Here is a 23,479-nt window from a genome sequence, read left to right as displayed (position 1 = left end):
CGCCAATAACGTCACCGATTATGCAGTTGATTTGAGTGATGCAACCAAAGAAAGTTTGACTAATGCAGACACTGCATTACAAACAGTCGTGACTCAGATTGACGGTAAAGATGTTAAAACCCTTAATAAAGCTGACAACAAAGCCAACTTTGTTACTGGTGACAACATAGAACTGACTGCTGACGCAGGTGGTATCAAAGTTTCAACAGCAAAAGATGTCACATTCACCAATGTGAACACCACGAACTTAACCGCCACTGGTGAAACCAAGCTGGGTGATAATTTTGTGGTCAATACTGACGGAAGTGTTACCTATAATGGTGACATTACCGAAGGTGATAACATCGTTAATAAAACCTACGTAGATCAATCGGTAGCCGGTAGCAAAACCCATTTTTACAGCGTGAATAGTACAGATAGCGCTGCTGGGAACTACAACAATAATGGCGCAACAGGTGCCAATGCGTTGGCTGCAGGCGTTAACGCTTCGGCAGCTGGGTTTAATGGGGTTTCGGTTGGTTTTTCAGCTAATGCAGAAAAGGATGGTAGCGTTGCATTCGGCTCTAAGACTACAGCATCAACCAATGCTACCGCTGTAGGCCAGAATGCTAAAGCCAGTTCATCTGGCTCGGTCGCTTTAGGTGCTGGCTCCTTGGCCAGTGGCACCGGTGCGGTGGCAATTGGCGGGAATAGTGGTGTTTCTCGTGCATATGATAATACAACAGGGCAAGTTATCAGTTACACGGTCAATAGCGGTACGATAGCTAGTGGCAACGATACTGTTGCCCTTGGTAACGGCGCTTGGGCACAGGGAAACAATAGTATTTACATTGGTACTTCAGACAGCTTTAATGATGGTTACTATCAAGGATATGTAAAAGGTTCTGGTTCTGGTGCCATTGGCAATAACAATATTGTGAAGGGTAATAATTCGTATGCTATCGGCAATCTAAACCAAACAGTGGATGCTGATGAGGCATTTATTTTAGGTAATGCTGTGACCATTACTTCCGCTGCTACTGGGGCGGTCGCGCTTGGCTCTAATAGCCAAGTATCTGTTGCTAATGGTGTGGCTTTGGGCAGCAATTCTATAGCGAATACGGCAGGAGGGATCATTGGTTATGTGCCACTGGGGTTAGTGCAGGAGATAAGGCGGCTATTGAAGCCACCGTTGCCACTAATGCTGCTGTAGATGTTGGCAGTCGTCAGATTACCAGTGTGGCAGCAGGGACTGCTGCCGATGATGCAGTGAATGTGAGCCAGTTGAAAGCAGTAGCTAATTCTGTTGCAGAAAGCAAGACGCATTACTACAGTGTCAACGATAATGGCGCTGTGGGTGGTAATTACAACAATGATGGTGCAACAGGTGCTAATGCGTTGGCAGCAGGTGTTAATGCATTGGCCACGGGTAACAGCTCCATTGCCATTGGTTCGGGCGCTACGGCAAGTAATTTGAATGTCGCAACTGCTGATAACAATACCATTGCAACTGCGGTTGGTTCGGGCGCACAGGCAACCAAGGGCGGTACGGTGTATGGTGCTAGCGCCAGCACATCGTATGGTGGCGTTGCGATTGGTAATGGTGCGAATGCGGGTAATGGCGTGTCAACCAATAGCCTATGTACTCTGTTCCCAAATTTGCCGGTTTGCGCGGGTGGCTATAACGAGCGTGTAAACAGCAATTTAGCGATTGGTGATAATGCCGTGGTTCGGAACGATACTGCTTACCGCGTGGCTTTGGGCACTTCTTCAGTAGCAGGCGATGCCGATTTAAGCTCTGATGCATACAGCCCCACAGGAAAACTAGATGACATAGCCGGAGCAGTCGCATCTGGCGAGGTTTCAGTGGGTAACAGTACTTTGTACCGCCGTATCACCAATGTGGCAGCTGGTTCTGCCGATACAGACGCAGTGAATGTGAGTCAGTTAAAGGCAGTTTCTGCATCTGCAACTCAACCGTTAACTTTTGCTGGAGACAGTGGTACCGATGTAACGCGCCAATTAGGTCAGAAAGTAAACATTATTGGTGGCGCTGATCCAGATAAGTTGGCTGATGGCAACATCGGCGTGGTAGCCGATGGCACAGATAAACTGACCATTAAACTGGCTCAAAATATTAATTTGGGCAGCACTGGCAGCGTGACCATGGGGAATACATTGTTGAATTTCAATGGGTTAACCATTGCAAACGGTCCGAGTGTCACAACGACAGGAATCTATGCTGGGGATCAAAAAATCACCGGCGTGAAAGCCGGTACTGAGGATACTGATGCTGTGAATGTGAGCCAGTTGAAAGCAGCTTCTAGTGGTGCGGCCAGCACGGTATCTAATACTGATGGGAACATCACTGTTACGAAATCTACTAATGCCAATGGCAGCACCAATTACGATGTTGCTTTGGCGGATAAAGTAACCATGGGTAGTGGTGATAATGCAGTAACCATTGATGGTACTACTGGTTCAATTACCGCAGGCCAGGTGACGGTCAATGGCAAGGACGGCACAATCAATGGCTTGACTAATACAACATGGGATGTAAATAAGGTTGTTTCTGGTCAAGCGGCCACTGAAGATCAACTCAAACAAGTTGCAGATGGAGCTAAGGATTATACTGACAATAAATTCAATAGCATTACTGGCGATGTAACCAATTTGGATGGTCGTGTAACCACCGTTGAAAATAGTGTGACCAACATCAATCAAACATTGGATAAAGGTTTGAACTTCAGTGCCGATAGCGGCAGCGCGGTGAACAAGAAATTGGGTGATACCGTAGCCATTACTGGTGACGGTAATATCAAAACCACCACAACCGGCAATGGCGTTCAGGTCACTTTGAATCCGAATCTGGATTTAGGCGGCAATGGCAGTGTAACCATAGGCAATACGACGGTGAACAACAGCGGTGTTACCATTCAAGGTGGCCCAAGTATAACCACCAATGGTGTGGATGCGGGCAGCAAAACCATCACCAATGTGGCTGATGGGGTGAATGATTCCGATGCCGTGAATGTGGGCCAGATGAACCGCGCCATACAAAATGTTGGTGGCAATATGCAGCAATTAAATGGCCGCATTGATAATGTGGAAAACACCGCCAATGCCGGCGTGGCGCAAGCCATTGCGACAGCTGGTTTGCCACAGGCTTATCAACCCGGCAAGAGTATGTTGTCTGTGGGTGGCGGCTATTATAAAGGTGAAACAGGCTATGCCGTTGGTTATTCAACCATCTCCGATAGTGGCAATTGGGTAATCAAGGCCACAGGCAGTGGTAACTCCCGTGGTCATTATGGCGCTTCTGTGGGTGCTGGCTACCAATGGTAATGAGGTGATTCAGGCAGCCTGTATGGGCTGCCTGAGCCGAAAAAATAAAGGAATAAATGAGATGAATATCCAAATCAAAAAGAAATGGGTTGTATTGGGCTTAACCGCATGGGTCTTGGCTGGCTGCGCTACCGGTACCAAAATTAATGATGATGGCTCTACAGATGAGGCAAAGTGGAAGCAATGGGATCAAGTGACCCTCAATAAAACACGTGGTACTTTCCCTGATTTGCAGAGCTTGAGCCAAGTCCGTAGTGGCATGACAAAAGATCAGTTATATTATTTGATTGGTCGTCCTCACTACAATGATGGTTGGCGTCCGCGTGAATGGAATTATCTATTTCATTTTCATACACCAGGTCAGGGTACTGATGATGTGACCACATGTCAGTACAAAGTAGTGTTTGATAAAAATATGTTTGCCCGCAGTTTTTACTGGCATGCGGTGGATCCAGAAAATGGCGTGTGTCCACCTGATGCAAAAGCATCTGCAACTGCATTACAGCGATATACGTTGAGTGCCGATGCGTTGTTTGCTTTTGATAAAAGTAATCCTCATGATTTAAATGCTCAAGGTAAGATAGACTTGGATAATTTGGTTCGTAAACTGAAATCCTTTGATCGGCTCAATACCGTTAATGTGATGGGGCATACCGACTACTTGGGTTCAGATGAGTATAACCAAGGATTATCACAACGGCGCGCAGAAACTGTGCGCCAATACCTGATCAACCAAGGATTACCTGCTGGGAAAATCCGCGCCGTTGGTTTGGGCGAGCGCCAGCCTGTAAAACAATGTGCCGCAACCGCTAATCGAGCCGAGCTGATTGCATGTTTGCAACCCAATCGACGTGTGGAAATAGAAGTTGATGGTTCTGGTACATTGAAATAGGCTGCTTGAAGTTCAGTGACAAAATGATTCTGTAGGCTGATCTTATTTTAATGCCCAATTCCCTAAGAAGGAATTGGGCATTAAATTATTGCAGATTGTAGCGGTTATCAATGGTGTTTATTCTGTGAAACATATTTCTATTTTAGTTATGGTGTCATCTGGCGAGCATAATCAATTATTTTTAGTAAGATGATGAAGCGGCATGAAAAGCAATATGATTCAAATGTAGCAATATGATTAAGGCACCAAAACGGCAGCACCATCAAAACGACCATGGCGTAAGTCATCTAAAGCCTGATTGGCTTTTGCTAATGGATAGGAGTGGGTGGTGGTGTGTATGTTGATTTGTCCAGCCAATGCTAAGAATTCCAAGCCATCTTCTCGGGTGAGATTGGCCACCGATACAATTTCGCGTTCTTCCCACAAAATATCATAAGGAAAAGCTGGAATCTGGCTCATGTGGATGCCAGCACATACCACTCGGCCACCTTTGCGCAAGGCTTTTAATGCTATGGGAACCAAGGTCCCCACTGGCGCGAAAATAATGGCGGCATCTAAGGCTTCTGGAGGCGTATCATTGGACCCACCCGCCCAATTAGCACCTAGGCTGCGTGCAAAGTCCTGTGTTTGCGTGTCTCCCTGTCGAGTAAAAGCATAAACCTGTTTTTTCTGCCATACCAATACTTGAGCGATGATGTGTGCTGCTGCACCAAAACCATACAAACCAATTTTTTGCGCTTGGCCGGCTTTTTTCAATGAACGCCATCCGATTAGGCCTGCACACAACAGCGGCGCTTGGGAAACTGGATCTGCTTTAGTGCTTAAAGGAAAGGCAAAGTGTGCATCCGCTACTACCAACGTGGCATAGCCACCATCGCGAGTGTATCCAGTAAAAATAGGGTGATCGCAAAGATTCTCTTCATCTTGGCGGCAATAAGTACAGTTGCCGCATGTGTGTCCTAGCCACGGGATGCCCACGCGTTGGCCGATGTGTAAGTCAACAACTTCGCTGCCGATGGCATCAATTTCTCCGACAATTTCATGGCCGGGAATAACGGGCAAATGAGGGTGGGCTAGGTCGCCATCCACAACGTGTAAATCGGTACGGCATACTCCGCAAGCCAATACTTTAACGCGAATTTCACCAGCGCTTGGGTGTGGATCTGGTACGGTTTCACCGCGAAGCGGTGTCCCTGGCTGATGTAAACGCATGGCAAACATGATGGGCTCCTGTTTGATTATGGCGACTTGATTGTTTACTGCTTTTTTTGTTCTGGTTCAGTCGCTTTGAGAAAATGACTGTACGGTGTCATTGTAACGCAATTGTTGAGGTAATTAAGCAGTTGGCTCGGTACCAATAACGATTTTGTGGCTGCGTTCAATTTCATGTATAGAAAATGATGCGTATTTGTAGGTGCTGAATAGAGTTGCCTGAAGGCTATGTTGCAAGGGCAGATGGGTAATGTGTTCAATGTTCAGCATAGGCGGAACGTGAAAACGGCCAGGCATGGCCTGGCCGTTTAGTGCAGTAGACAAGATTACTGTGCGCCAGTGTTTTGTCTATGCTTGGTGCCCAAATTGAATTTTTGGGCGATGATGCCCATCAACACAATAACAGCAGCTAAAATACTGGTATAGATCACCTCTTTACTGTATGTACCTTCAAAAATCATGGTTACGATGGCAGCAATAATGAGCACAATCACCAAGTAAGTTAGGTAAGGAAAGCACCACATTTTAAAACCCAATTTTTTGCCTTGGGCTTCCAGTTTGGTGCGCATGCGCAACTGAGAGAAAGCAATAGCTAGGTACACATACAAAGCCACAGTACCAGTAGCCAGCATCAACACGTCATACACATCCATTTTTTCGGTTGCAGTCAGATAGACAGCCAGCAATGCGAATAGGCTAGACACCAACACCGCGACCCAAGGGCTGCTGGTACGGCTGGTTAACGACATGGCGCGATGAGCGTCACCGCGTTTGGATAAAGAAAACAGCATGCGTGAGCAGGTGTATAAAGCGGAGTTAAAACAGCTGCATACGGAGGTTAACACAACAAAATTAACGATATGGCGTGCTTCTGGAATGCCTAACGCAGTTAAGGTGACGCTGTACGTACCCCAAGTAGCGTCTTTGAGCAAAGGATTATCATAGGGGATCAAACACACTGTGATGAAAATTGAACCTACGTAAAACAGTACAATACGCCAAACCACGGATTTGGTCGCTTTGCGGATTTCGTGGCTTGGGTTTTTCGATTCAGCTGCCGCCACAGTGACAATCTCTGCACCCATGTAGGCAAACATCACACCCAATAAAGCCGTGACGACGGAAGAAAAGCCATTGGGCATAAAGCCATGACTAACCAGATTCGTAACCCCAACAGCATTTGTATCCCCCCATGGCCATAAGTGAAAAATAGCCATGCTACCGATAATCAGGAATAACACAATGGCGACAACTTTAATCAAGGCGAACCAAAACTCAAACTCACCATAGTTTTTCACATCCAATAGATTGACGATGACCAAAGACACAATGACCAGTAGCATGTAGCCCCACACTGGTACCATGGGAAACCAGCTATTCAGGATTTTACCGGCAACATAGGCTTCCCAGCCCATGAGTAACGCCCAAAAATACCAATACAGCCAGCCCACGGTAAAACCAGCCCAGCGGCCGATAGCGCGATCAGCGTAGGTAGAGAAAGAACCACTGTCAGGCTGAGCAACCGCCATTTCCCCCAGCATACGCATAATAAGCATGACCAAGGCACCGCCCAATGCATAAGCCAAAATTGCAGCGGGTCCGGCGTTGTAAATGACGCTGCCAGAGCCAATAAAAAGCGCTCCCCCAATGACACCAGCGATGGAGATCATGGTCAAATGCCGTGATTTCAAGCCGCTTTTTAACTCTGAATGTGTACTCACTATAGCTGTCTCCTAAAAATGAAAGTAGGTGGTTTTAAATCAGCCAACTAAAAATATTATTATTAAATAGTTACTTATTAAAAATACAACAAACATAAAACATAAAAAAGACAGCCTAAAATCAGACTGCCTAACTTGTTATGGCTATTTATTTAGCCCAGCCAGTAAAATGTATTTAATTTCGACATAGTCTTCAATGCCGTATTTAGACCCTTCACGGCCCAATCCTGATTGTTTGACGCCGCCAAATGGAGCTGCTTCATTGGATAGCAGCCCCGTATTAACGGCCACCATGCCGTAATCTAAGTTTTCAGAAACCCGCACAATGCGGCCAATATCGCGGCTAAAGAAGTAAGCAGCCAAGCCAAATTCGGTGTCATTGGCCCAAGTCACTACTTCATTTTCATCTTCAAATTTGAATACAGGCGCCAATGGACCAAAAGTTTCTTCCGTGGCTACTTTCATAGACTGAGTCACATTTTTGACCAGCGTAGGCTTAAAAAATAAATCGCCGTGGCTGTCAGCTGAACCGCCTATGACGATTTCGCCACCTTTGGCTACGGCATCTTCAATATGCTCTTTGACTTTGGCTACGGCATTTTGGTCGATCAATGGGCCAAATGTCACACCGGCTTCCAAACCATTGCCAATGTTGAGTTTGCCGATTGCGGCTGCCAATTTTTCTACAAAAGCATCGTAGACGCCGCTTTGGACATACAATCGATTGGCGCATACACAAGTTTGACCGGCATTGCGGAATTTGGAGATCATGGCACCTTCTACTGCATCGTCCAAATCTGCATCATTGAATACGATAAACGGCGCATTGCCGCCCAACTCCATGGATACTTTTTTTACCGTGTTGGCACACTGGGCAATCAACTTGCGACCGACTTCAGTCGATCCGGTGAAACTGAATTTTTTGACGCGATCATCTTCAGTTAGCACTTTGCCAATTTCAGCAGAGCTACCGGTAATCACATTGAATACACCAGCAGGGATGCCGGCGCGATGGGCTAATTCAGCAATCGCCAATGCAGAAAACGGCGTTTGCGAAGCGGGACGAATCACAAAAGTGCAACCCGCAGCCAGTGCAGGCGCTGCTTTGCGTGTAATCATGGCATTGGGGAAGTTCCATGGTGTAATCGCGGCGCACACCCCAATAGGCTGTTTGATGACCATGATGCGTTTGTCGGCTGATGGTGCTGGAATGGTATCGCCATAAATGCGTTTGCCTTCTTCAGCATACCATTCTAGATAAGAGGCACCGTAGGCAATTTCGCCTTTGGCTTCAGCCAAAGGTTTACCTTGTTCTAGGGTGAGAATTTTGCCCAAATCTTCTTGGTTGTCCATCATCAGGTCAAACCAGCGGCGCAGTAAATTGCTGCGTTCTTTGGCTGATTTTGCTTGCCAGTTTTTTAATGCGGCTTGAGCCGCTGCTACAGCGCGCTCGGCTTCGGCGGTGCCCATTTTGGGTACATCGGCAAGGCGCTCGCCATTAGCTGGATTGGTTACCGCAATCACTTCGCCCGAATCTGCGGGTAGCCATTGGCCATTGATGTAGCATTCGGTTTTGAATAGGCTGGGGTCTTTTAATGGTAATTGCATGGATTTTGCCTCGGTGTGGAATCAATTCAATCATTTGAAAAGGCTGCCTGAAAGATTTCAGGCAGCCTAAAGGCCTTATTGTGCCGCGCGTAAGGATGCTTCGAGAATGTCCAAAGCCTCATCAAAAACGGTGTCTTCAATGGTTAATGGGTATAGGAAACGAATGACGTTGTAGTAGGTACCGCAAGTCAGAATAATCAACCCTTTTTCTAAGGCCAGTGCCTGCGCTTTTTTGGGTAGTTCAGCATCTGGTTGGTTAGTGCCAGGCTTAGTGAATTCAACCGCCACCATAGAACCATAACCACGAACTTCACGAATGGCCGGGATGTCGGTTTTCAGGTTTTCAAAACGTCGTGTCAATTTCTCGCCCAGTGCCACAGAGCGTGCACACAGATTTTCTTCTTCAATCACATCAATCACGGCGTTGGCGGCGGCCAAGCCAATGGGGCTGCCTGCATAGGTGCCACCCAAACCGCCCACTACTGGCGCATTCATGATGTCGGCTTTGCCACTACACCCGATAATGGGAAGCCACCAGCCAAGGATTTGGCAATGGTAATCAAGTCTGGCCGAACTGGCGTGTATTCAGTGGCAAAGAGTTTGCCCGTGCGAGCAAAGCCAGATTGTACTTCGTCAAAAATCAGCACAATGCCATTGTCGTCGGCAATTTTACGCAGTGCCTGTAGGAATTCATTGGGAGTAATGTTGAAACCGCCTTCACCTTGAATGACTTCAATGATAATGGCGGCCACATCGCTGGCGGCAATGTGACATTTGAAAATTTGTTCCATACCCGCCAATGCATCTTCTACGCTGACGCCGCGCAATGCATTTGGATAAGGTGCGTGGATGATATCGCCTGGGAACGGGCCAAAATCCACTTTGTAAGGCAACACTTTGCCTGTTAGACCCATGGTTAAATTGGTGCGGCCATGGAAAGCGCCGTTAAAAGCAATTACCCCGCGGCGTTTGGTGTATGCGCGGGCAATTTTTACGGCATTTTCAACGGCTTCAGCACCGGCAGACACAAACATGGTGCGCTTGTCGCCATCAATGGGTGCGCGTGCATTGATTTTTTCCGCTACCTGCGCATACAGTTCATAAGGCACCACATTAAAACAAGTATGTGAGAACTTTTGCAGCTGGTCGGCTACGGCTGCTTGCACTTTCGGGTGCAGATGACCTGTGTTCAGCACTCCGATACCACCCGCGAAATCGATGTAACGGTTGCCATCCGTGTCCCAAATTTCGGCATTTTTGGCGTGATCAATATAAAAATCACACATCAAGCCCACACCACGAGGCGCTGCAGCCAGCTGGCGGGAACGCACTTTGCTGTTTTCACTCATCTCAAATATCTCCTTAAAAACAATATACTGGAATGGCTACAACCGAAGCCGATGAAAAGGCGCGTAGGTTGTGTCATTGTCCTTAAACGATAGAAGCCAACCATGACTTTGGGTAATGGCTATTGGGTAGGTGAAAGTTACGGGTTTGCCGAAATCGTGTCAATTAAACATCGTAAAATCAGATGATTTTGTTTCGCATTGTGGAACTTGGCAAGTAGAAATGCCTATTTTTAAACCTTGACTGTGTTTTTGTTTCAATAATTGAATATGAACTTGAGTAAAATTTTTGCTTAAAAAGGGATTTTTAAGCAAAGAAGTTTGATCTTGGCGCTGTTAAGTCAGCGTTTATGTTGGTTGTGATTCAGATAGTGCACGGTAAGGCTTTCTAATTCAGATGCGTCTACTGTGGGGGAAGTTGTCCAAAATATTATTTGGTTGGTTAGCGCCACTAAATAAATGTGTTTTTTAATGAGGCAAATCAGACTGGGGTTGATTACATGGTGATGATTGCGGGGGAAGGAGTTGCCAAAAGCGTAAGGTGGCTTCAATGTTTTCGGAGGACCAATGATTGCTGGCAGCAAGCGTCAATAAGGCTGTTGCCGTTTCCAAATTGCATTTACCCCCATTGATGACGCCAGCACCCAGTAAAGCATGGCCTTGAGCATACACGGCCGCAGTGCATCCCTGTGGCACTTGACTGATGTTGAGTATGGGCGTGCCTGATGGGTGGCTGCCTGAATGGCTTTCATTAGGCCTGGATGCGTAGGCACATTGCCATGACCATAAGTTTGCAGCACGACACCATCAGCTGGTTGCTGTGTGAGCACGGTGGTGATCATGTCGATATTGGCACCTGGGGTGAATACAAAGCTGTGAATGCGCACATTTTCTTGAATGATGCTTGAGGTATTCGGTTGCTTTTGCATCTGATCATCTGGTGCGGGCAGAGTATGGAGTTTGAGATGTGACCATTTGTTTTCAGGTTGCCATTTTCCCAGTGAAGGGAAATGAGGTGTGGCAAAGCCGTCGATTGATTCGGTGCTGACTTTGCTGCTGCCCACAGCACGCCAAAGCTGGCCGTGAAAAGCGATGGCTACTTGGTGGAAACCGGGTAAGGTGAGTGCAGCCAAAGCCGTTTGCAAATTCAGTGGCGCATCGCTGTGTGCTTGTTGCAATGGCCATTGTGCACCAGTCAAGACAATGGGCTTGGTCAAATTTGGTTGAGCCAAAGCCAATATATTGGCTGTGTAGGCCATGGTATCGGTGCCATGCAGTATCAGTAGGCCATCGTACGCATCCAGATGTTCCGCAACCCAAGTGAGCCAGTCTTGCCAATGGTGCAAGTTGACGGCGGAAGAATCAATCAATGGCGTGTAGATATGCCATTCTACTTGGCAATCGAGTAGGTAAGGCGCTGCCAGTGCTGCTAAATTGGCTGATGGCGCCAAGCCTTGTGCCGTGGGCGCCATACCAATGGTGCCGCCAGTGTATAAAATACCGATTTTGGGCGTGGTGGCCATGTGTTGTTAGATTGCTGCTTATGAGAAATAGGTTTCTAGCATAGCACAGGCGGTAGGGTTTTTTTCAGGCAGCCATACGCGTACAATAGCGCCTTTGCCTTTGTTTGAGCGAGTGAAGCCTCATGGTTGTTCGTACCCGTTTTGCCCCCAGTCCCACCGGCTATTTGCATATTGGTGGCGTCCGCACTGCTTTATTTTCTTGGGCTTATGCCAAAAAAAAGGGCGGTAAATTTATTTTGCGTATTGAAGACACCGATTTGGCGCGCTCCACCGAGGAGTCGGTGCAGGCCATTCTGGATGGCATGAATTGGGTGGGTTTGGATTACGATGAAGGCCCGTTTTATCAAACGAAGCGATTTGATCGTTACGCAGAAGTGCTGCAACAATTGTTGGCTTCTGGTCATGCATATTACGATTACACTTCAAAAGAAGAATTGGATGCGATGCGTCGGGCGGCAGAAGCCGTCGGCGAGCATTTTTGGTATGACCGCCGCTGGCGACCTGAAGCTGGCAAACGCTTGCCTAATGTTCCTGTAGGCGTTCAGCCAGTGGTGCGCTTTAAAATGCCATTGGAAGGCGAAACCGCGTGGGAAGATTTGGTCAAAGGGCGCATTGCCATAGCCAATCATGATTTGGATGATTTGATCTTGGCCCGCGCCGATGGAACCCCCACTTATAATTTTTGTGTGGTGGTCGACGACTTTGACATGGGCATCACCCAAGTCATTCGTGGCGATGATCACGTCAACAACACCCCCAAACAAATCAATATTCTCAAAGCCATGGGCGCCACTTTGCCACAATATGCGCACTTGCCCATGATTTTGAATGACAAGGGTGCCAAAATGAGTAAACGGCGCGATGCGGTCAGTGTGGTGGATTATGATCGCCAAGGTATCTTACCGGAAGCTTTGTTGAATTATTTGGCGCGCTTAGGTTGGGGGCATGGTGACGAAGAATTTTTCACCATGGCTGAGTTTGTTGAATGGTTTGATTTAAAAGATGTAAGTCCATCGGCTAGCCGTTTTAACCAGGAAAAATTGTTGTGGCTTAATGCCCAGCATATAAAATCCAGCAACAATGTTAAATTGGCTGAGTTGGTGCGCCCGCGGCTAAGTGAGCGTGGCATTGCGGTTTTGGACAATCAACCTAACTTAGCCGATGTTATTGCATTGGTGAAAGAGCGAGTGCAGGATCTCAATCAATTGGCTGATGAATGCATTTATTTTTATGCAAAAGCCACACCCACCGAAAAAGAGTTGGCCAAGCATTGGGATGCAGAAGCACCAGCACGCATGCAGCGCTTTGCTGATTGTTTGGAGGGCTTGAATCATTGGGATGCGGAAAGTATTCATGCATTGTTTGCGCCTTTCTGCGAAGCCGAAGACATTAAAATGGGCAAATTGGGTATGCCTTTGCGTCTGGCTGTCTGCGGAACGGGTAAAACCCCATCAATTGATGCGGTTTTGGCATTGATGGGCCGCGCCGAAGTGATGCGGCGTATTCGCAGTCTTTGAGATTGAATGCCTGTGACGATGGGCTGCCTGAATATTTCAGGCAGCCTTTGTTTGTTTTTGTTGAAGAATGATTTTGATTGCGTTGTGATTTTGCAAAATGAATAGCAACTCTAATTATTATTAGGGCAATTGATGGTGGGTGTGGCAAAATCAATCATATATTGGATGAATTTGAATGAATACAGCAGCGGAAGCAACACAGCACATTGTGGTGGGCATGTCTGGGGGAGTTGATTCTTCGGTGACTGCATATCTGCTTAAACAAGGCGGGCATCAGGTGCGTGGTATTTTCATGCAAAACTGGGAAGATGATAACGACAATGAGTTTTGCTCAATCAAGCAAGATTCATTGGATGCAATGGCAGTGGCCGATATTTTGGATATGGACATTGATATCGTTAATTTCGCACATCAATACAAAGACAAAGTATTCGCTTATTTTTTACAAGAATATCAAGCAGGGCGCACCCCAAATCCAGACGTACTGTGCAATGCGGAAATCAAATTTAAATGTTTTTTGGATCATGCCTTAAAAGAAGGGGCTGATGTGATTGCCACAGGGCATTATGCTCGGAAAGAAATTCGAGATGGCGCTCATTATCTGCTGAAGGGTTTAGACGGCAATAAAGACCAGAGTTATTTCCTATACCGCTTGCAACCGCACCAATTGCAGCACGCCATTTTTCCTCTTGGGGAGCTGGAAAAACCACAAGTGCGTGCATTGGCCTTGGCTGCTAAGCTGCCTACAGCAACCAAAAAAGACAGTACCGGTATTTGCTTTATCGGCGAGCGCCCTTTTCGGCAATTTTTGCAGCGCTATTTGCCCACCAATCCGGGGCCGATGGTCACGCCTGAAGGCAAGTTAATGGGGCAGCATGAAGGGCTTATGTATTATACCTTGGGGCAGCGCAAGGGTTTGGGTATTGGTGGTGCTGGCGAACCTTGGTTTGTTGCAGGTAAAAATTTAGGCAGTAATACGCTTTTGGTGGTGCAGGGCCATGATCATCCGTCGATGTACAGTACACAGCTAACCATGCATGATTTGAGTTTTACATTGCCAGAACAACCACGGGAAGGTCGTTATGGGGTGAAAACCCGCTATCGAATGGCGGATGCCCCTGCACAATTGCATTACTTGTCGGATGGCCGCGCGGAATTGGTGTTTGAGGCACCACAATGGGCAGTGACACCGGGGCAATCAGCGGTGCTGTATGATGGGGATGTGTGTTTGGGTGGCGGTGTGATTGAAGACACTGATAGCCACAGCATTTGTATTGATTAACGGGTTGCCTGAAACAACCACTGATTTTGTGTGGAGCCAAGCAAAGAGGTTGAAAACAAAGCTTGCGCTGCGGCGGCCAGAATATGGACGCAGAACATCAACAAAGGAGAAATACAATGGAAAAAATTTGGCTACAAAGTTACGAGCCTGGCGTTCGAGCTGAAGTGGATGTACGCGCTTATTCTTCCATCATCGCCGTATTTAAAGACACGGTACGCAAGTTTGGCCACCAACAAGGCTTTACCAATATGGGGGTTGGTCAAACGTATGCGGAGACAAATGATCATGTGAATGCATTTTCATCCTATTTGCAAAATGTGTTGAAGCTGAATAAAGGGGAGCGCGTGGCAGTGATGATGCCAAATGTATTGCAATACCCCGTGGCGGTTTTTGGTATTTTGCAGGCTGGCTGTGTGGTGGTGAATGTCAATCCTTTATACACCCCGCGTGAATTGGAACACCAACTTAATGATGCCCAAGTTTCAACAATTGTGGTGCTGGAAAACTTTGCCAATACCTTGGAACTGGTTTTACCCCGCACCGGTGTCAAAAATGTGATTGTGGGCAGTATCGGTGATATGTTGGGCTGGCTTAAAGGCGGCATCGTGAATTTTGTGGTGCGTCGGATCAAGAAAATGGTACCCGAATATCGGATACCACAGGCTGTCAGTTTTAAACAGGCGTTGTCTGCTGGCAGGCAACAGCCATTTCAAGAAATTCCATTAACTTTAGATGATTTGGCTTTTCTGCAATACACCGGTGGCACCACTGGTGTGGCCAAAGGCGCAGAGCTTACCCATGGAAATATCGTTGCCAACATGCAGCAGGCGGGAGAGTGGGTAAAGTCTAAAGTCAAAGATGGCGAAGAAGTAGTGATTACTGCCTTGCCGCTGTACCATATTTTTTCACTGACTGTAAACCTGATGATCTTCACCAAGCATGGTGCCAAAAATATTCTCATCACCAATCCGCGTGATATCCCGGGGTTTGTGAAAGAATTGAAAAATAATCGAGTAACGGTCATCACTGGCGTGAATACTTTATTCAATGCATTGATACACAATAAAGATTTTTCCAGCATTGATTTTTCTTCTTGGAAAATCGCATTGGGCGGTGGCATGGCTGTGCAAAAAGCAGTGGCATTGGAATGGAAAAAAGTCACAGGGATTCCATTGATTGAAGCCTATGGTTTAACAGAAACCAGCCCGGGTGCTTGTGTCAATCCTCTGAACATCAAAGAATATACAGGCACCATCGGCTTGCCTATTCCCAATACTGATATTGAGATTCGAGATGGCGAGGGTAAGGTCTTGGGCATCAATGAAGTGGGCGAATTATGGATACAAGGCCCTCAGGTGATGAAGGGTTATTGGCAGCGGCCAGATGAGACCGCTAAAGCGATTGATAACAGAGGATTTTTGGCCACAGGCGATATTGCGGAAATCAATGAACAAGGCTTTGTGCGTTTAGTTGACCGCAAAAAAGACATGATTGTGGTGTCTGGATTCAATGTGTATCCGAATGAGATTGAAGATGTGGTGGCTGCCATGCCGGGAATTTTGGAAGTGGCGTGTATTGGTGTGCCCAGTGAGAAATCTGGGGAGGCGATTAAGTTGTTTGTGGTGAAAAAAGACCCCAAAATCACTAAAGAAGACATTATTGCCTACTGCCGCAAAGAATTGACAGGCTATAAAGTGCCTAAAGATATTGAGTTCCGGGATGAATTGCCGAAATCCAATGTAGGCAAAATTTTGCGCAAAGAGCTGCGAACACAGTAATGTTTTTTCTTTTCAGGCAGCCTTAAGGCTGCCTTTTTTGATGCTTATAGCCAGGAAGTTGATACATAGTGCCAAGTATTCTGAATGGCGGCGTTTAAGGCCGTTATAATTTCTGGGAGTCAGATTAAAGAGATGAATGATGAATGCTTTGCCTATTATTGATTTAGCGAAGTTGGATCGGCCGCAAGAACGGGCCGAATTTTATGCACATCTTCGTGAAGTGGCGCGCAATATTGGTTTTTTTTATCTGGTTGGCCATGGCGTGCCGAATGCACAAATCCAAACTGTATTGCAACAAGGTAAAGCATTTTTTGAGCAGCCATTGACGCAAAAACAGCAAATCAATATGCTTTATTCGCCCCATTTTCGGGGTTACACCGGACCGAAAGAAGAGTACACACAAGCAAAGCCTGATGGCCGCGAACAAATTGATATTGGTGCTGAACTGCCGCTGTGGCCTAATCGGCCAAGCGATAAACCGTGGCTGCAATTACAAGGCCCCAATTTATGGCCCGAAGGGTTGCCTGAATTCAAGCCCACCATTTTGTACTACCAGCAGACCATGCGCGCGGTGGCCATTCGCTTATTGCGTGCCTTCTTGGTGGCATTGGGTCAAGATGAGCATGCTTTAGATGATTTGATTGCTGATCCGCCGGTGCATTTATTGAAACTGGTGCGTTATCCTACTGCCAGTGCTGAAGCCGATACACAGGGTGTTGGTGCACATAAAGACACCGATATCTTGACATTACTTTGGCAAGACAAGGTGGGCGGTTTGCAAGTAGAAACCGATACCGGCTGGGTAGATGTGCCGTATGTACCAGACTCTTTCGTGATCAATATCGGTGAGATTCTAGAATTGGCCACCAATGGCTATTTACGGGCCAATGTGCATCGAGTAGTGGCACCACATTCTGGTGAGGATCGTTATTCTATTTGCTATTTTTTGGCACCCAATTTGGACAGCAAAGTACATTTATTGAGTTTGCCTGCTTCGTACGCTGCCTTGGCTTTAGGGCCGGAAGCCGACCCCGCCAATCCTATGTTTGAAAACCTAGGTGCCAATTCTTTTAAAAGCCGTTTGCGAGCACATCCGCAAGTGGCTAAACGTCATTATTCGAGCCAATCATAATAAGTGCATCGATTCTGAATGCCCTTGCCATGTACTCGAAAGTCATAATGAAATTGTTCATTTGGAATGATCATAAAGATGGAGATTGAGCTGCATCGGGCTCATCTAAATCAACAATAGACAGTTGATTTAAAGCCAAATCATCATTTTGGTGTGGGTGTTTCTGGCCGTTTAATTGGATATTTAGCCGTAAATCATTAATAGAATCCGCGTTTTTCAAGGCTTCTTCATAACTGATGGCGCCCGCTTCATATAAATTGAACAACGATTGGTCAAAGGTTTGCATGCCGATATCGTGTGATTTCGCCATGATTTCTTTTACCGCGGCAGTTTCACCTTTGGCAATTAAGTCAGCCACTAACGGTGAATTGAGTAAAATTTCCACGGCCGCTACACGTCCATTTCCATCTTTTTGGGGTATCAGTCTTTGTGAAATGAAACTCTTTAAATTCAATGATAAGTCTGCAAATAATTGCGCATGCCTATCTTCTGGAAAAAAATTAACAATGCGATCTAGGGCCTGATTAGCACTGTTGGCGTGGAGCGTGGCCAAACACAGATGGCCGGTCTCTGCAAATGACAAAGCATATTCCATGGTTTCTTGATCACGAATTTCGCCAATTAATATCACATCAGGTGCTTGACGCAAGGTATTTTTCAGTGCTGCAAACCAATTTTCGGTATCAACGCCGACTTCACGCTGTGTAATGATGCAGTTTTTATGTTGGTGCACAAATTCAATGGGGTCTTCAATGGTGATGATGTGACCAAATGAATGCTCATTGCGGTAGTCAATCAACGATGCCATGGATGTTGATTTACCAGAGCCAGTTCCGCCCACAAAAATAACCAATCCGCGTTTTGCCATGATTACTTTTTGCAGAACCTTCGGTAAGTTCAATGTTTCAAATTGAGGGATATCGCTGGTGATGACTCGGCAGACCAAAGCTGTTGCACCCCGTTGGATCATGGCATTAATACGGAAGCGAGAAACACCGGCCAAGCTAATGGCAAAATTGGATTCATTGCATTCAGCAAATTCTTTGGCTTGTTTATCGTTCATCAGCGCTTTAGCGATGAGGGCAGTGTGCTCCGCGGTTAATGGTTTATCCGTAATTTTAGTGACTTGACCATTGAGCTTCATGGCGGGTGGAAAACCGGCGGTGATAAATAGATCTGAGCCTTTATTTCTGACCATGTATTGCAATAATGAATGAATGAGTTTGCGTGTATCTTCTAAAGAGTGGAAATTGCTCATAGAGCATACCTTATTAATATTAAAATGAGTAATCAATTTGGATTAGCCCGCCATTATAATGCTTTAAAAAACGCAATCCCAGTGGCATGTAGGTTATCTCTAGTTATTAATTTAATATTCAGGCAGCCCATTCGCTTCTATAAGATATAAATAAGCTTGGCCAAGTAACAAAATTCTCATACCAAGATAATAATTGAGCATAGATGGTGCAGATTTATTAAATTAATTGGGTAGTTAAACTCGGTAAACGCCTAACAAAATGGTGGTTTAGACGTTAATATGAGCAACAATACGATTGGAGAATGGTAATGAGGTATTTACTGTTTTGTTTGGGCTGGATGTTAGCTGGCGGTGCGTGGGCTGATGTCAGCTTTATGGGGAGATTAAAGCTGGTATGGCAGTCACACACACAGATATGCAGGCCTCTAGTAAGATGGCAGCATCAGATCGTGCAGTCATGCCAACAGGCTTGGTTGACCATGGTTCTTTTATCGGCTTGCGTGGACAAACCCCACTTGGAGACTCTGGCTTAAGAGCCATCTGGCAAGTAGAGCAAAATACGCCGTTAAGTCCGAAAAGGCGTCGCTAGGTTCGATGAGTGGAAAATTTTTCTGAGGTACTGATTGCTTGGTCTTGATACAGAGGCCATGCGATATGTTAGCCACACTACAGAATATATGGACTATGCCTTTGGTATGGCCATCAAACTTAAGAATGAACGAGAAAATGTTCTAAAAACAAAACAGATGGGCATAATAAATGGCAGGTAAACCTGCCATTGATGCCGAAGCGTTTAACCGGACAACCGGTTAAATGTTATGCAGCTTGAATGTTTGACGCTTGTTTGCCTTTAGGGCCGGTGGTTACGTCAAAAGAAACGCGTTGACCTTCTTTTAAGGTTTTGAAACCATTCATGTTGATCGCAGAGAAGTGAGCGAACAAATCTTCACCACCTTCATCCGGAGTAATGAAACCAAAACCTTTAGCGTCGTTAAACCACTTAACAATACCAGTTGCCATGAAACTTCCTATACTAAAAACATAATAAAAAAACTGCGAAGCGGCATGGCAGCTTCTCAAAAGTTTGGGTTATATAACCAATCCCTTGTTAAGCGGTCAATGCCTGACTTGCTTTAGTCTTTTTACATAGGTTCAAGATGAACGTCAAGCAGTGTGAGAAAAAAATGATAAAATTACCTACTTGTTTACCAAAAAACACACAGACCCCCATCATCGAAAGCGTTTCATGACTGCTTTACCCACGCGACAAACAGAATCTACACAAATTGCCGAGCAACAGTTAACGCCACCGCGGCGCTATGCCGTGTTGTTGCTTAATGATGACTATACTCCCATGGATTTTGTCGTGGATGTGCTGACGGAGATTTTTCATTTGCCACACACCCGGGCCATGGCCGTAATGCTCTTGGTGCATCAAACAGGCAAAGGACTGTGCGGGATATACCAAAAAGATATTGCAGACACAAAATGCCAACAAGTCTTGCGCAGTGCACAAGAGGCTGGATATCCTTTGATGTGTGTGGTAGAACTGGCATAAACAACTTAATCTTCAGTTGTGGAACCAATCATTGTTTTCTTTAATTCAGGCTATTCTAGGGAATTGGTTCATCATAACTTGAATGCGCCATAAAGGTGCCAATATAGCCACTGTATCCCCACTCATCATGCCATTAGGGCAGGAGGCCAATCATGATTTCGGCTCAATTGGAAAAAATTTTACAATATGCTTATGCTGATGCGCGCGCTCGGCGGCATGAGTTTATTGGCATCGAGCATTTGCTACTGGCGTTAATGGAGCAAAGTGATGATGTGGCTGAGGTATTAAAAGCAATGGGCGTCGATTATCCTTTGCTCAGCGAACAACTGATGAGCAGTATCACAGACAACACGCCAACGTTGCCTGAAAGCGAATTGGCAAAAGTGGAAACACAACCAACCATGGGTTTCCAGCGGGTATTGCAGCGGGCGATGGTACATGTTCAGGCTGCCGATAAAGATGAGGTATTGCCTTTAGACGTGTTAGTGGCATTGATGTCTGAGAAAGACAGTCATGCAGTATATTTCTTAGATTTGCAATCGGTAGGGCGTTTGGATGTGTTGCGTTATATTGCCCACGGCGCATTAAAAATTGAAGAAGCACCGTCTCGATCCTCTGATTCGGCTAATGAAAACAGTGGGCACGCAAAAAATCAAGCCAGTGCCCTGGATCAATACACCATTAATTTAAACCGGGAAGTCTTGGCTGGGCGAATTGATCCATTGATCGGGCGTGCAGATGAAATGCAACGTATGGTGCAAACACTATGCCGGCGCCGGAAGAATAATCCTTTACTGGTGGGCGAGGCCGGTGTGGGTAAAACCGCGCTGGCTGAAGGATTGGCTCATCGACTGGTGCATGACAAAGTGCCTGATGTGCTTAAAGGATCAGTGGTATTTTCTCTGGATATGGGGGCCTTGCTGGCGGGGACCAAATACCGTGGTGATTTTGAAGCGCGCATGAAGGCCGTTATCAAAGAATTAAGTGCGCTGAATAAGGCCGTGTTGTTTGTAGATGAAATACATACCATCATTGGTGCGGGCAGTGTTTCTGGTGGCACGATGGATGCATCTAATTTGCTGAAGCCAGCTTTGGCCAAGGGGACTTTGCGTTGTATAGGTGCAACTACCTACAGCGAGTATCGGACTATTTTTGATAAAGACCATGCTTTGAGCCGGCGCTTTCAAAAAATTGACGTGATTGAGCCGACTATCTCGGAAACAGTAGCCATCTTGAATGGGTTGAAACCGGCTTTTGAACAATTTCACCAAGTGCGGTATACGCATGATGCTTTGACGGCTGCGGCCGAGTTGTCGGCTCGTTATATTAATGAGCGATTTTTGCCTGATAAAGCCATTGATGTCATGGATGAGGCCGCAGCCGCGCAAAAAACCTTACCCAAATCCAAGCAGCGCAAGACCATTGGTAAAAGCGAAATTGAAGCCATTGTGGCTAAGGTTGCGCGTATCCCAGAAAAAACTGTATCCCATGATGATAAACAAATTTTGCGCTACTTGGCACGAGATTTGAAAAATGTGGTGTTTGGTCAGGATAAGGCCATTGATGCATTGGTGGCTGCGGTGAAAATGGCGCGCTCTGGTTTAAATCAGGCTGATAAACCCATAGGTAGTTTTTTGTTTGCAGGCCCTACCGGTGTGGGTAAAACAGAGGTGGCCAAGCAGTTGGCAGCATCTCTGGGTGTACCGTTACAACGCTTCGATATGTCGGAATATATGGAATCCCATGCTGTATCTCGTCTGATCGGCGCGCCACCAGGATATGTGGGCTTTGAGCAAGGTGGTTTGCTTACCGAGGCCATTGGCAAACAGCCATTTTGTGTGTTGCTTTTGGATGAGATCGAAAAAGCCCATCCTGATATCTATAATGTGCTGTTGCAAGTCATGGATCATGGCACGCTTACCGATAATAATGGTCGCAGTGCAGATTTTCGCAATGTGATTATCATCATGACAACCAATGCCGGTGCGTCCGAGTTGGCCAAACCCAATTTGGGCTTTACGGGCCAGCGAGAAGGCGCGGACAGTCTCGGGGTTATCAAAAAAACCTTTACCCCAGAGTTTCGTAATCGATTGGATGCAGTGGTGGCTTTCGAACCGCTGGACGAGCAAGTGATTGAACGCGTGGTCGATAAATTCCTAATGGCTTTGGAGCAGCAGCTATTGGCTCGGCAAGTGGTGGTGGAATTCACCCCGGCGTTGCGTATGTTTTTGGCCAAAACAGGGTTTGACCCCGCCATGGGTGCCCGCCCCATGAATCGCTTGATTCAAGATCGCATTCGCACATTATTGGCGGATGAGTTGTTATTTGGTCGCCTCAGTGCGGGTGGGGATGTCCTCATTGATTATGTTGCGGATAAAGATGAGGTGGTGCTGGTGTTTCCATCATCAAAAAAGCGCAGCAAACGAAAAATCGAAACTGCAGACGCGCATTGACAATCAGTTAAGTGAAATAAATCGACAGCCCAACCTTCAAATTGGGCTGTTTTTCAAGCAGCCTATTTTTTAAACTTTTATTGCTTGATTTAGAAAACAAATAGGGCAGAGTTTATCCATTTGTATTGGCTAGCGCCGATGTTGGAAAAACGTTTGCAGCAGTGCTTGGCTTTCTGAAGCCAGAACACCACCACGGCAAGCCGTGTGCGCATTTAATTTAGGCTCATTAAAAAGATTCAGTACACTGCCTGCAGCGCCTGTCTTAGGCTCTGTTGCGCCAAAAATAACACGCCGTACCCGCGCTTGTATTAGTGCACTGGCACACATGGCACAAGGCTCAAGTGTGACATACACATCACAGCCATCGAGCCGGTAATTATTGGTGACCATGCCAGCCAAGTTGAGTGCTTGAATTTCGGCGTGATGGCTGACATTGTGGTGTGTCACGCATTGGTTGTGTGCGGCGGCGATCAAGGTATTCTCACGAACGATAACCGCGCCCACCGGTACCTCCTGATATTGCAGCGCCAAGCGGGCTTGATCTAATGCTTTGGCCATCCAACTTTGCATGATATTTGTTGGTGGAAATATCGCGACTGGCGGATGTTGGCGTATGGCGTCATGCCATGATTGTTTTTCAGCGAGGGTGGGTGGCCAATGGGTTTGCGTATCGGCGGCCTGTACCAGTCGCCACAATAGGCTTTCAGTTACCCCAAGAGCAGCAGCTTTCAGCAATAAAAAAGCATACACAGGCCCGCAGCGGTGTAAATCTCCACGGGTGTGGATGCCTTCTGTTTTCAGTATGGCTACAGCTTTGGGCGGAATCGAGAGCTCAATAAGCGGCGTCGTATCCGATGGGCAAGTCATGTTGTCAG

15 protein-coding genes and 3 pseudogenes are annotated in these 23,479 nt (G+C 46.4%); 10 read left to right on the top strand and 8 right to left on the bottom strand.

The window, feature by feature from the left end; genetic code table 11:
- The 3 genes and pseudogenes from A2F46_RS12345 to A2F46_RS10065 all read left to right on the top strand — a co-directional run.
- Window positions 1-1,192, top strand: a pseudogene (locus A2F46_RS12345) (hypothetical protein); the annotation flags it as partial.
- Window positions 1,193-1,218: 26 nt separating this feature from the next.
- Entirely contained in the window at window positions 1,219-3,324 is a 2,106-nt protein-coding gene (locus A2F46_RS10070; protein ID WP_066570016.1) for a YadA family autotransporter adhesin, read from the top strand.
- A gap of 61 nt (window positions 3,325-3,385) precedes the next feature.
- A complete protein-coding gene (locus A2F46_RS10065) occupies window positions 3,386-4,216 on the top strand; it encodes an OmpA family protein (RefSeq protein ID WP_066570024.1) in 831 nt (276 codons plus the stop codon).
- A gap of 237 nt (window positions 4,217-4,453) precedes the next feature.
- On the opposite strand, the gene A2F46_RS10060 is transcribed toward A2F46_RS10065, so the two are convergent.
- From A2F46_RS10060 to A2F46_RS10040, 5 genes and pseudogenes are all read right to left on the bottom strand, one after another.
- The gene (locus A2F46_RS10060; RefSeq protein WP_066570014.1) at window positions 4,454-5,437 is read right to left on the bottom strand and encodes a zinc-dependent alcohol dehydrogenase family protein; all 984 of its coding nucleotides are present in this window, start codon (window positions 5,435-5,437) and stop codon (window positions 4,454-4,456) included.
- A gap of 317 nt (window positions 5,438-5,754) precedes the next feature.
- Window positions 5,755-7,149: an amino acid permease gene (locus tag A2F46_RS10055; RefSeq protein WP_255358765.1), complete on the bottom strand. Its 1,395-nt coding sequence runs from the start codon at window positions 7,147-7,149 to the stop codon at window positions 5,755-5,757.
- 144 nt (window positions 7,150-7,293) lie between these two features.
- Entirely contained in the window at window positions 7,294-8,757 is a 1,464-nt protein-coding gene (gene gabD / locus A2F46_RS10050; protein WP_066570010.1) for an NADP-dependent succinate-semialdehyde dehydrogenase, read from the bottom strand.
- A 75-nt stretch (window positions 8,758-8,832) separates the two neighbouring features.
- A pseudogene (gene gabT, locus A2F46_RS10045) lies at window positions 8,833-10,043 on the bottom strand (4-aminobutyrate--2-oxoglutarate transaminase).
- A gap of 528 nt (window positions 10,044-10,571) precedes the next feature.
- Window positions 10,572-11,626, bottom strand: a pseudogene (locus A2F46_RS10040) (asparaginase).
- Window positions 11,627-11,748: 122 nt separating this feature from the next.
- Between A2F46_RS10040 and gltX the strand changes: the two are divergent.
- From gltX to A2F46_RS10020, 4 genes are all read left to right on the top strand, one after another.
- On the top strand, window positions 11,749-13,143 hold the full coding sequence (gene gltX, locus A2F46_RS10035; protein WP_066570008.1) for a glutamate--tRNA ligase: 1,395 nt from the start codon (window positions 11,749-11,751) through the stop codon (window positions 13,141-13,143).
- Between the two features lie 175 nt (window positions 13,144-13,318).
- The gene (gene mnmA, locus A2F46_RS10030; protein WP_066570006.1) at window positions 13,319-14,425 is read left to right on the top strand and encodes a tRNA 2-thiouridine(34) synthase MnmA; all 1,107 of its coding nucleotides are present in this window, start codon (window positions 13,319-13,321) and stop codon (window positions 14,423-14,425) included.
- Between the two features lie 116 nt (window positions 14,426-14,541).
- Window positions 14,542-16,203 carry an AMP-binding protein gene (locus A2F46_RS10025; protein WP_066569998.1) on the top strand — a complete coding sequence of 554 codons (1,662 nt, stop codon included), beginning with the start codon at window positions 14,542-14,544 and terminating at the stop codon, window positions 16,201-16,203.
- 136 nt (window positions 16,204-16,339) lie between these two features.
- Window positions 16,340-17,335: an isopenicillin N synthase family oxygenase gene (locus tag A2F46_RS10020; protein ID WP_156471621.1), complete on the top strand. Its 996-nt coding sequence runs from the start codon at window positions 16,340-16,342 to the stop codon at window positions 17,333-17,335.
- Between the two features lie 70 nt (window positions 17,336-17,405).
- Here the strand turns inward: A2F46_RS10020 and A2F46_RS10015 are convergent, their stop codons facing one another.
- Complete coding sequence (locus A2F46_RS10015) at window positions 17,406-18,593, bottom strand: PilT/PilU family type 4a pilus ATPase (RefSeq protein ID WP_066569997.1); 1,188 nt, start codon at window positions 18,591-18,593, stop codon at window positions 17,406-17,408.
- 433 nt (window positions 18,594-19,026) lie between these two features.
- On the opposite strand from A2F46_RS10015, the gene A2F46_RS12340 reads away from it, so the two are divergent.
- Window positions 19,027-19,182: a hypothetical protein gene (locus tag A2F46_RS12340; protein WP_156471620.1), complete on the top strand. Its 156-nt coding sequence runs from the start codon at window positions 19,027-19,029 to the stop codon at window positions 19,180-19,182.
- A gap of 227 nt (window positions 19,183-19,409) precedes the next feature.
- Here A2F46_RS12340 and A2F46_RS10005 read toward each other — a convergent pair whose 3' ends face one another.
- Complete coding sequence (locus A2F46_RS10005) at window positions 19,410-19,613, bottom strand: cold-shock protein (protein ID WP_066569995.1); 204 nt, start codon at window positions 19,611-19,613, stop codon at window positions 19,410-19,412.
- Between the two features lie 226 nt (window positions 19,614-19,839).
- Between A2F46_RS10005 and clpS the strand changes: the two genes are divergently transcribed.
- Window positions 19,840-20,151, top strand: coding sequence for an ATP-dependent Clp protease adapter ClpS (clpS, locus tag A2F46_RS10000; RefSeq protein WP_066570020.1), 312 nt, complete (start codon window positions 19,840-19,842; stop codon window positions 20,149-20,151).
- 152 nt (window positions 20,152-20,303) lie between these two features.
- Window positions 20,304-22,604 carry an ATP-dependent Clp protease ATP-binding subunit ClpA gene (gene clpA / locus A2F46_RS09995; RefSeq protein WP_066569993.1) on the top strand — a complete coding sequence of 767 codons (2,301 nt, stop codon included), beginning with the start codon at window positions 20,304-20,306 and terminating at the stop codon, window positions 22,602-22,604.
- 129 nt (window positions 22,605-22,733) lie between these two features.
- Here clpA and tadA read toward each other — a convergent pair whose 3' ends face one another.
- Window positions 22,734-23,471 (bottom strand): tRNA adenosine(34) deaminase TadA, encoded by a 738-nt coding sequence (gene tadA, locus A2F46_RS09990; RefSeq protein ID WP_066569991.1) that lies wholly within the window; start codon window positions 23,469-23,471, stop codon window positions 22,734-22,736.
- Window positions 23,472-23,479 lie beyond the last annotated feature (8 nt).

Source organism: Snodgrassella sp. CFCC 13594 (assembly GCF_001590725.1).
In the GTDB taxonomy this organism is placed as follows: domain Bacteria; phylum Pseudomonadota; class Gammaproteobacteria; order Burkholderiales; family Neisseriaceae; genus Snodgrassella.
Note: the sequence above shows the minus strand (reverse complement) of the source record. Positions and strands in the feature narration are given on the sequence as shown.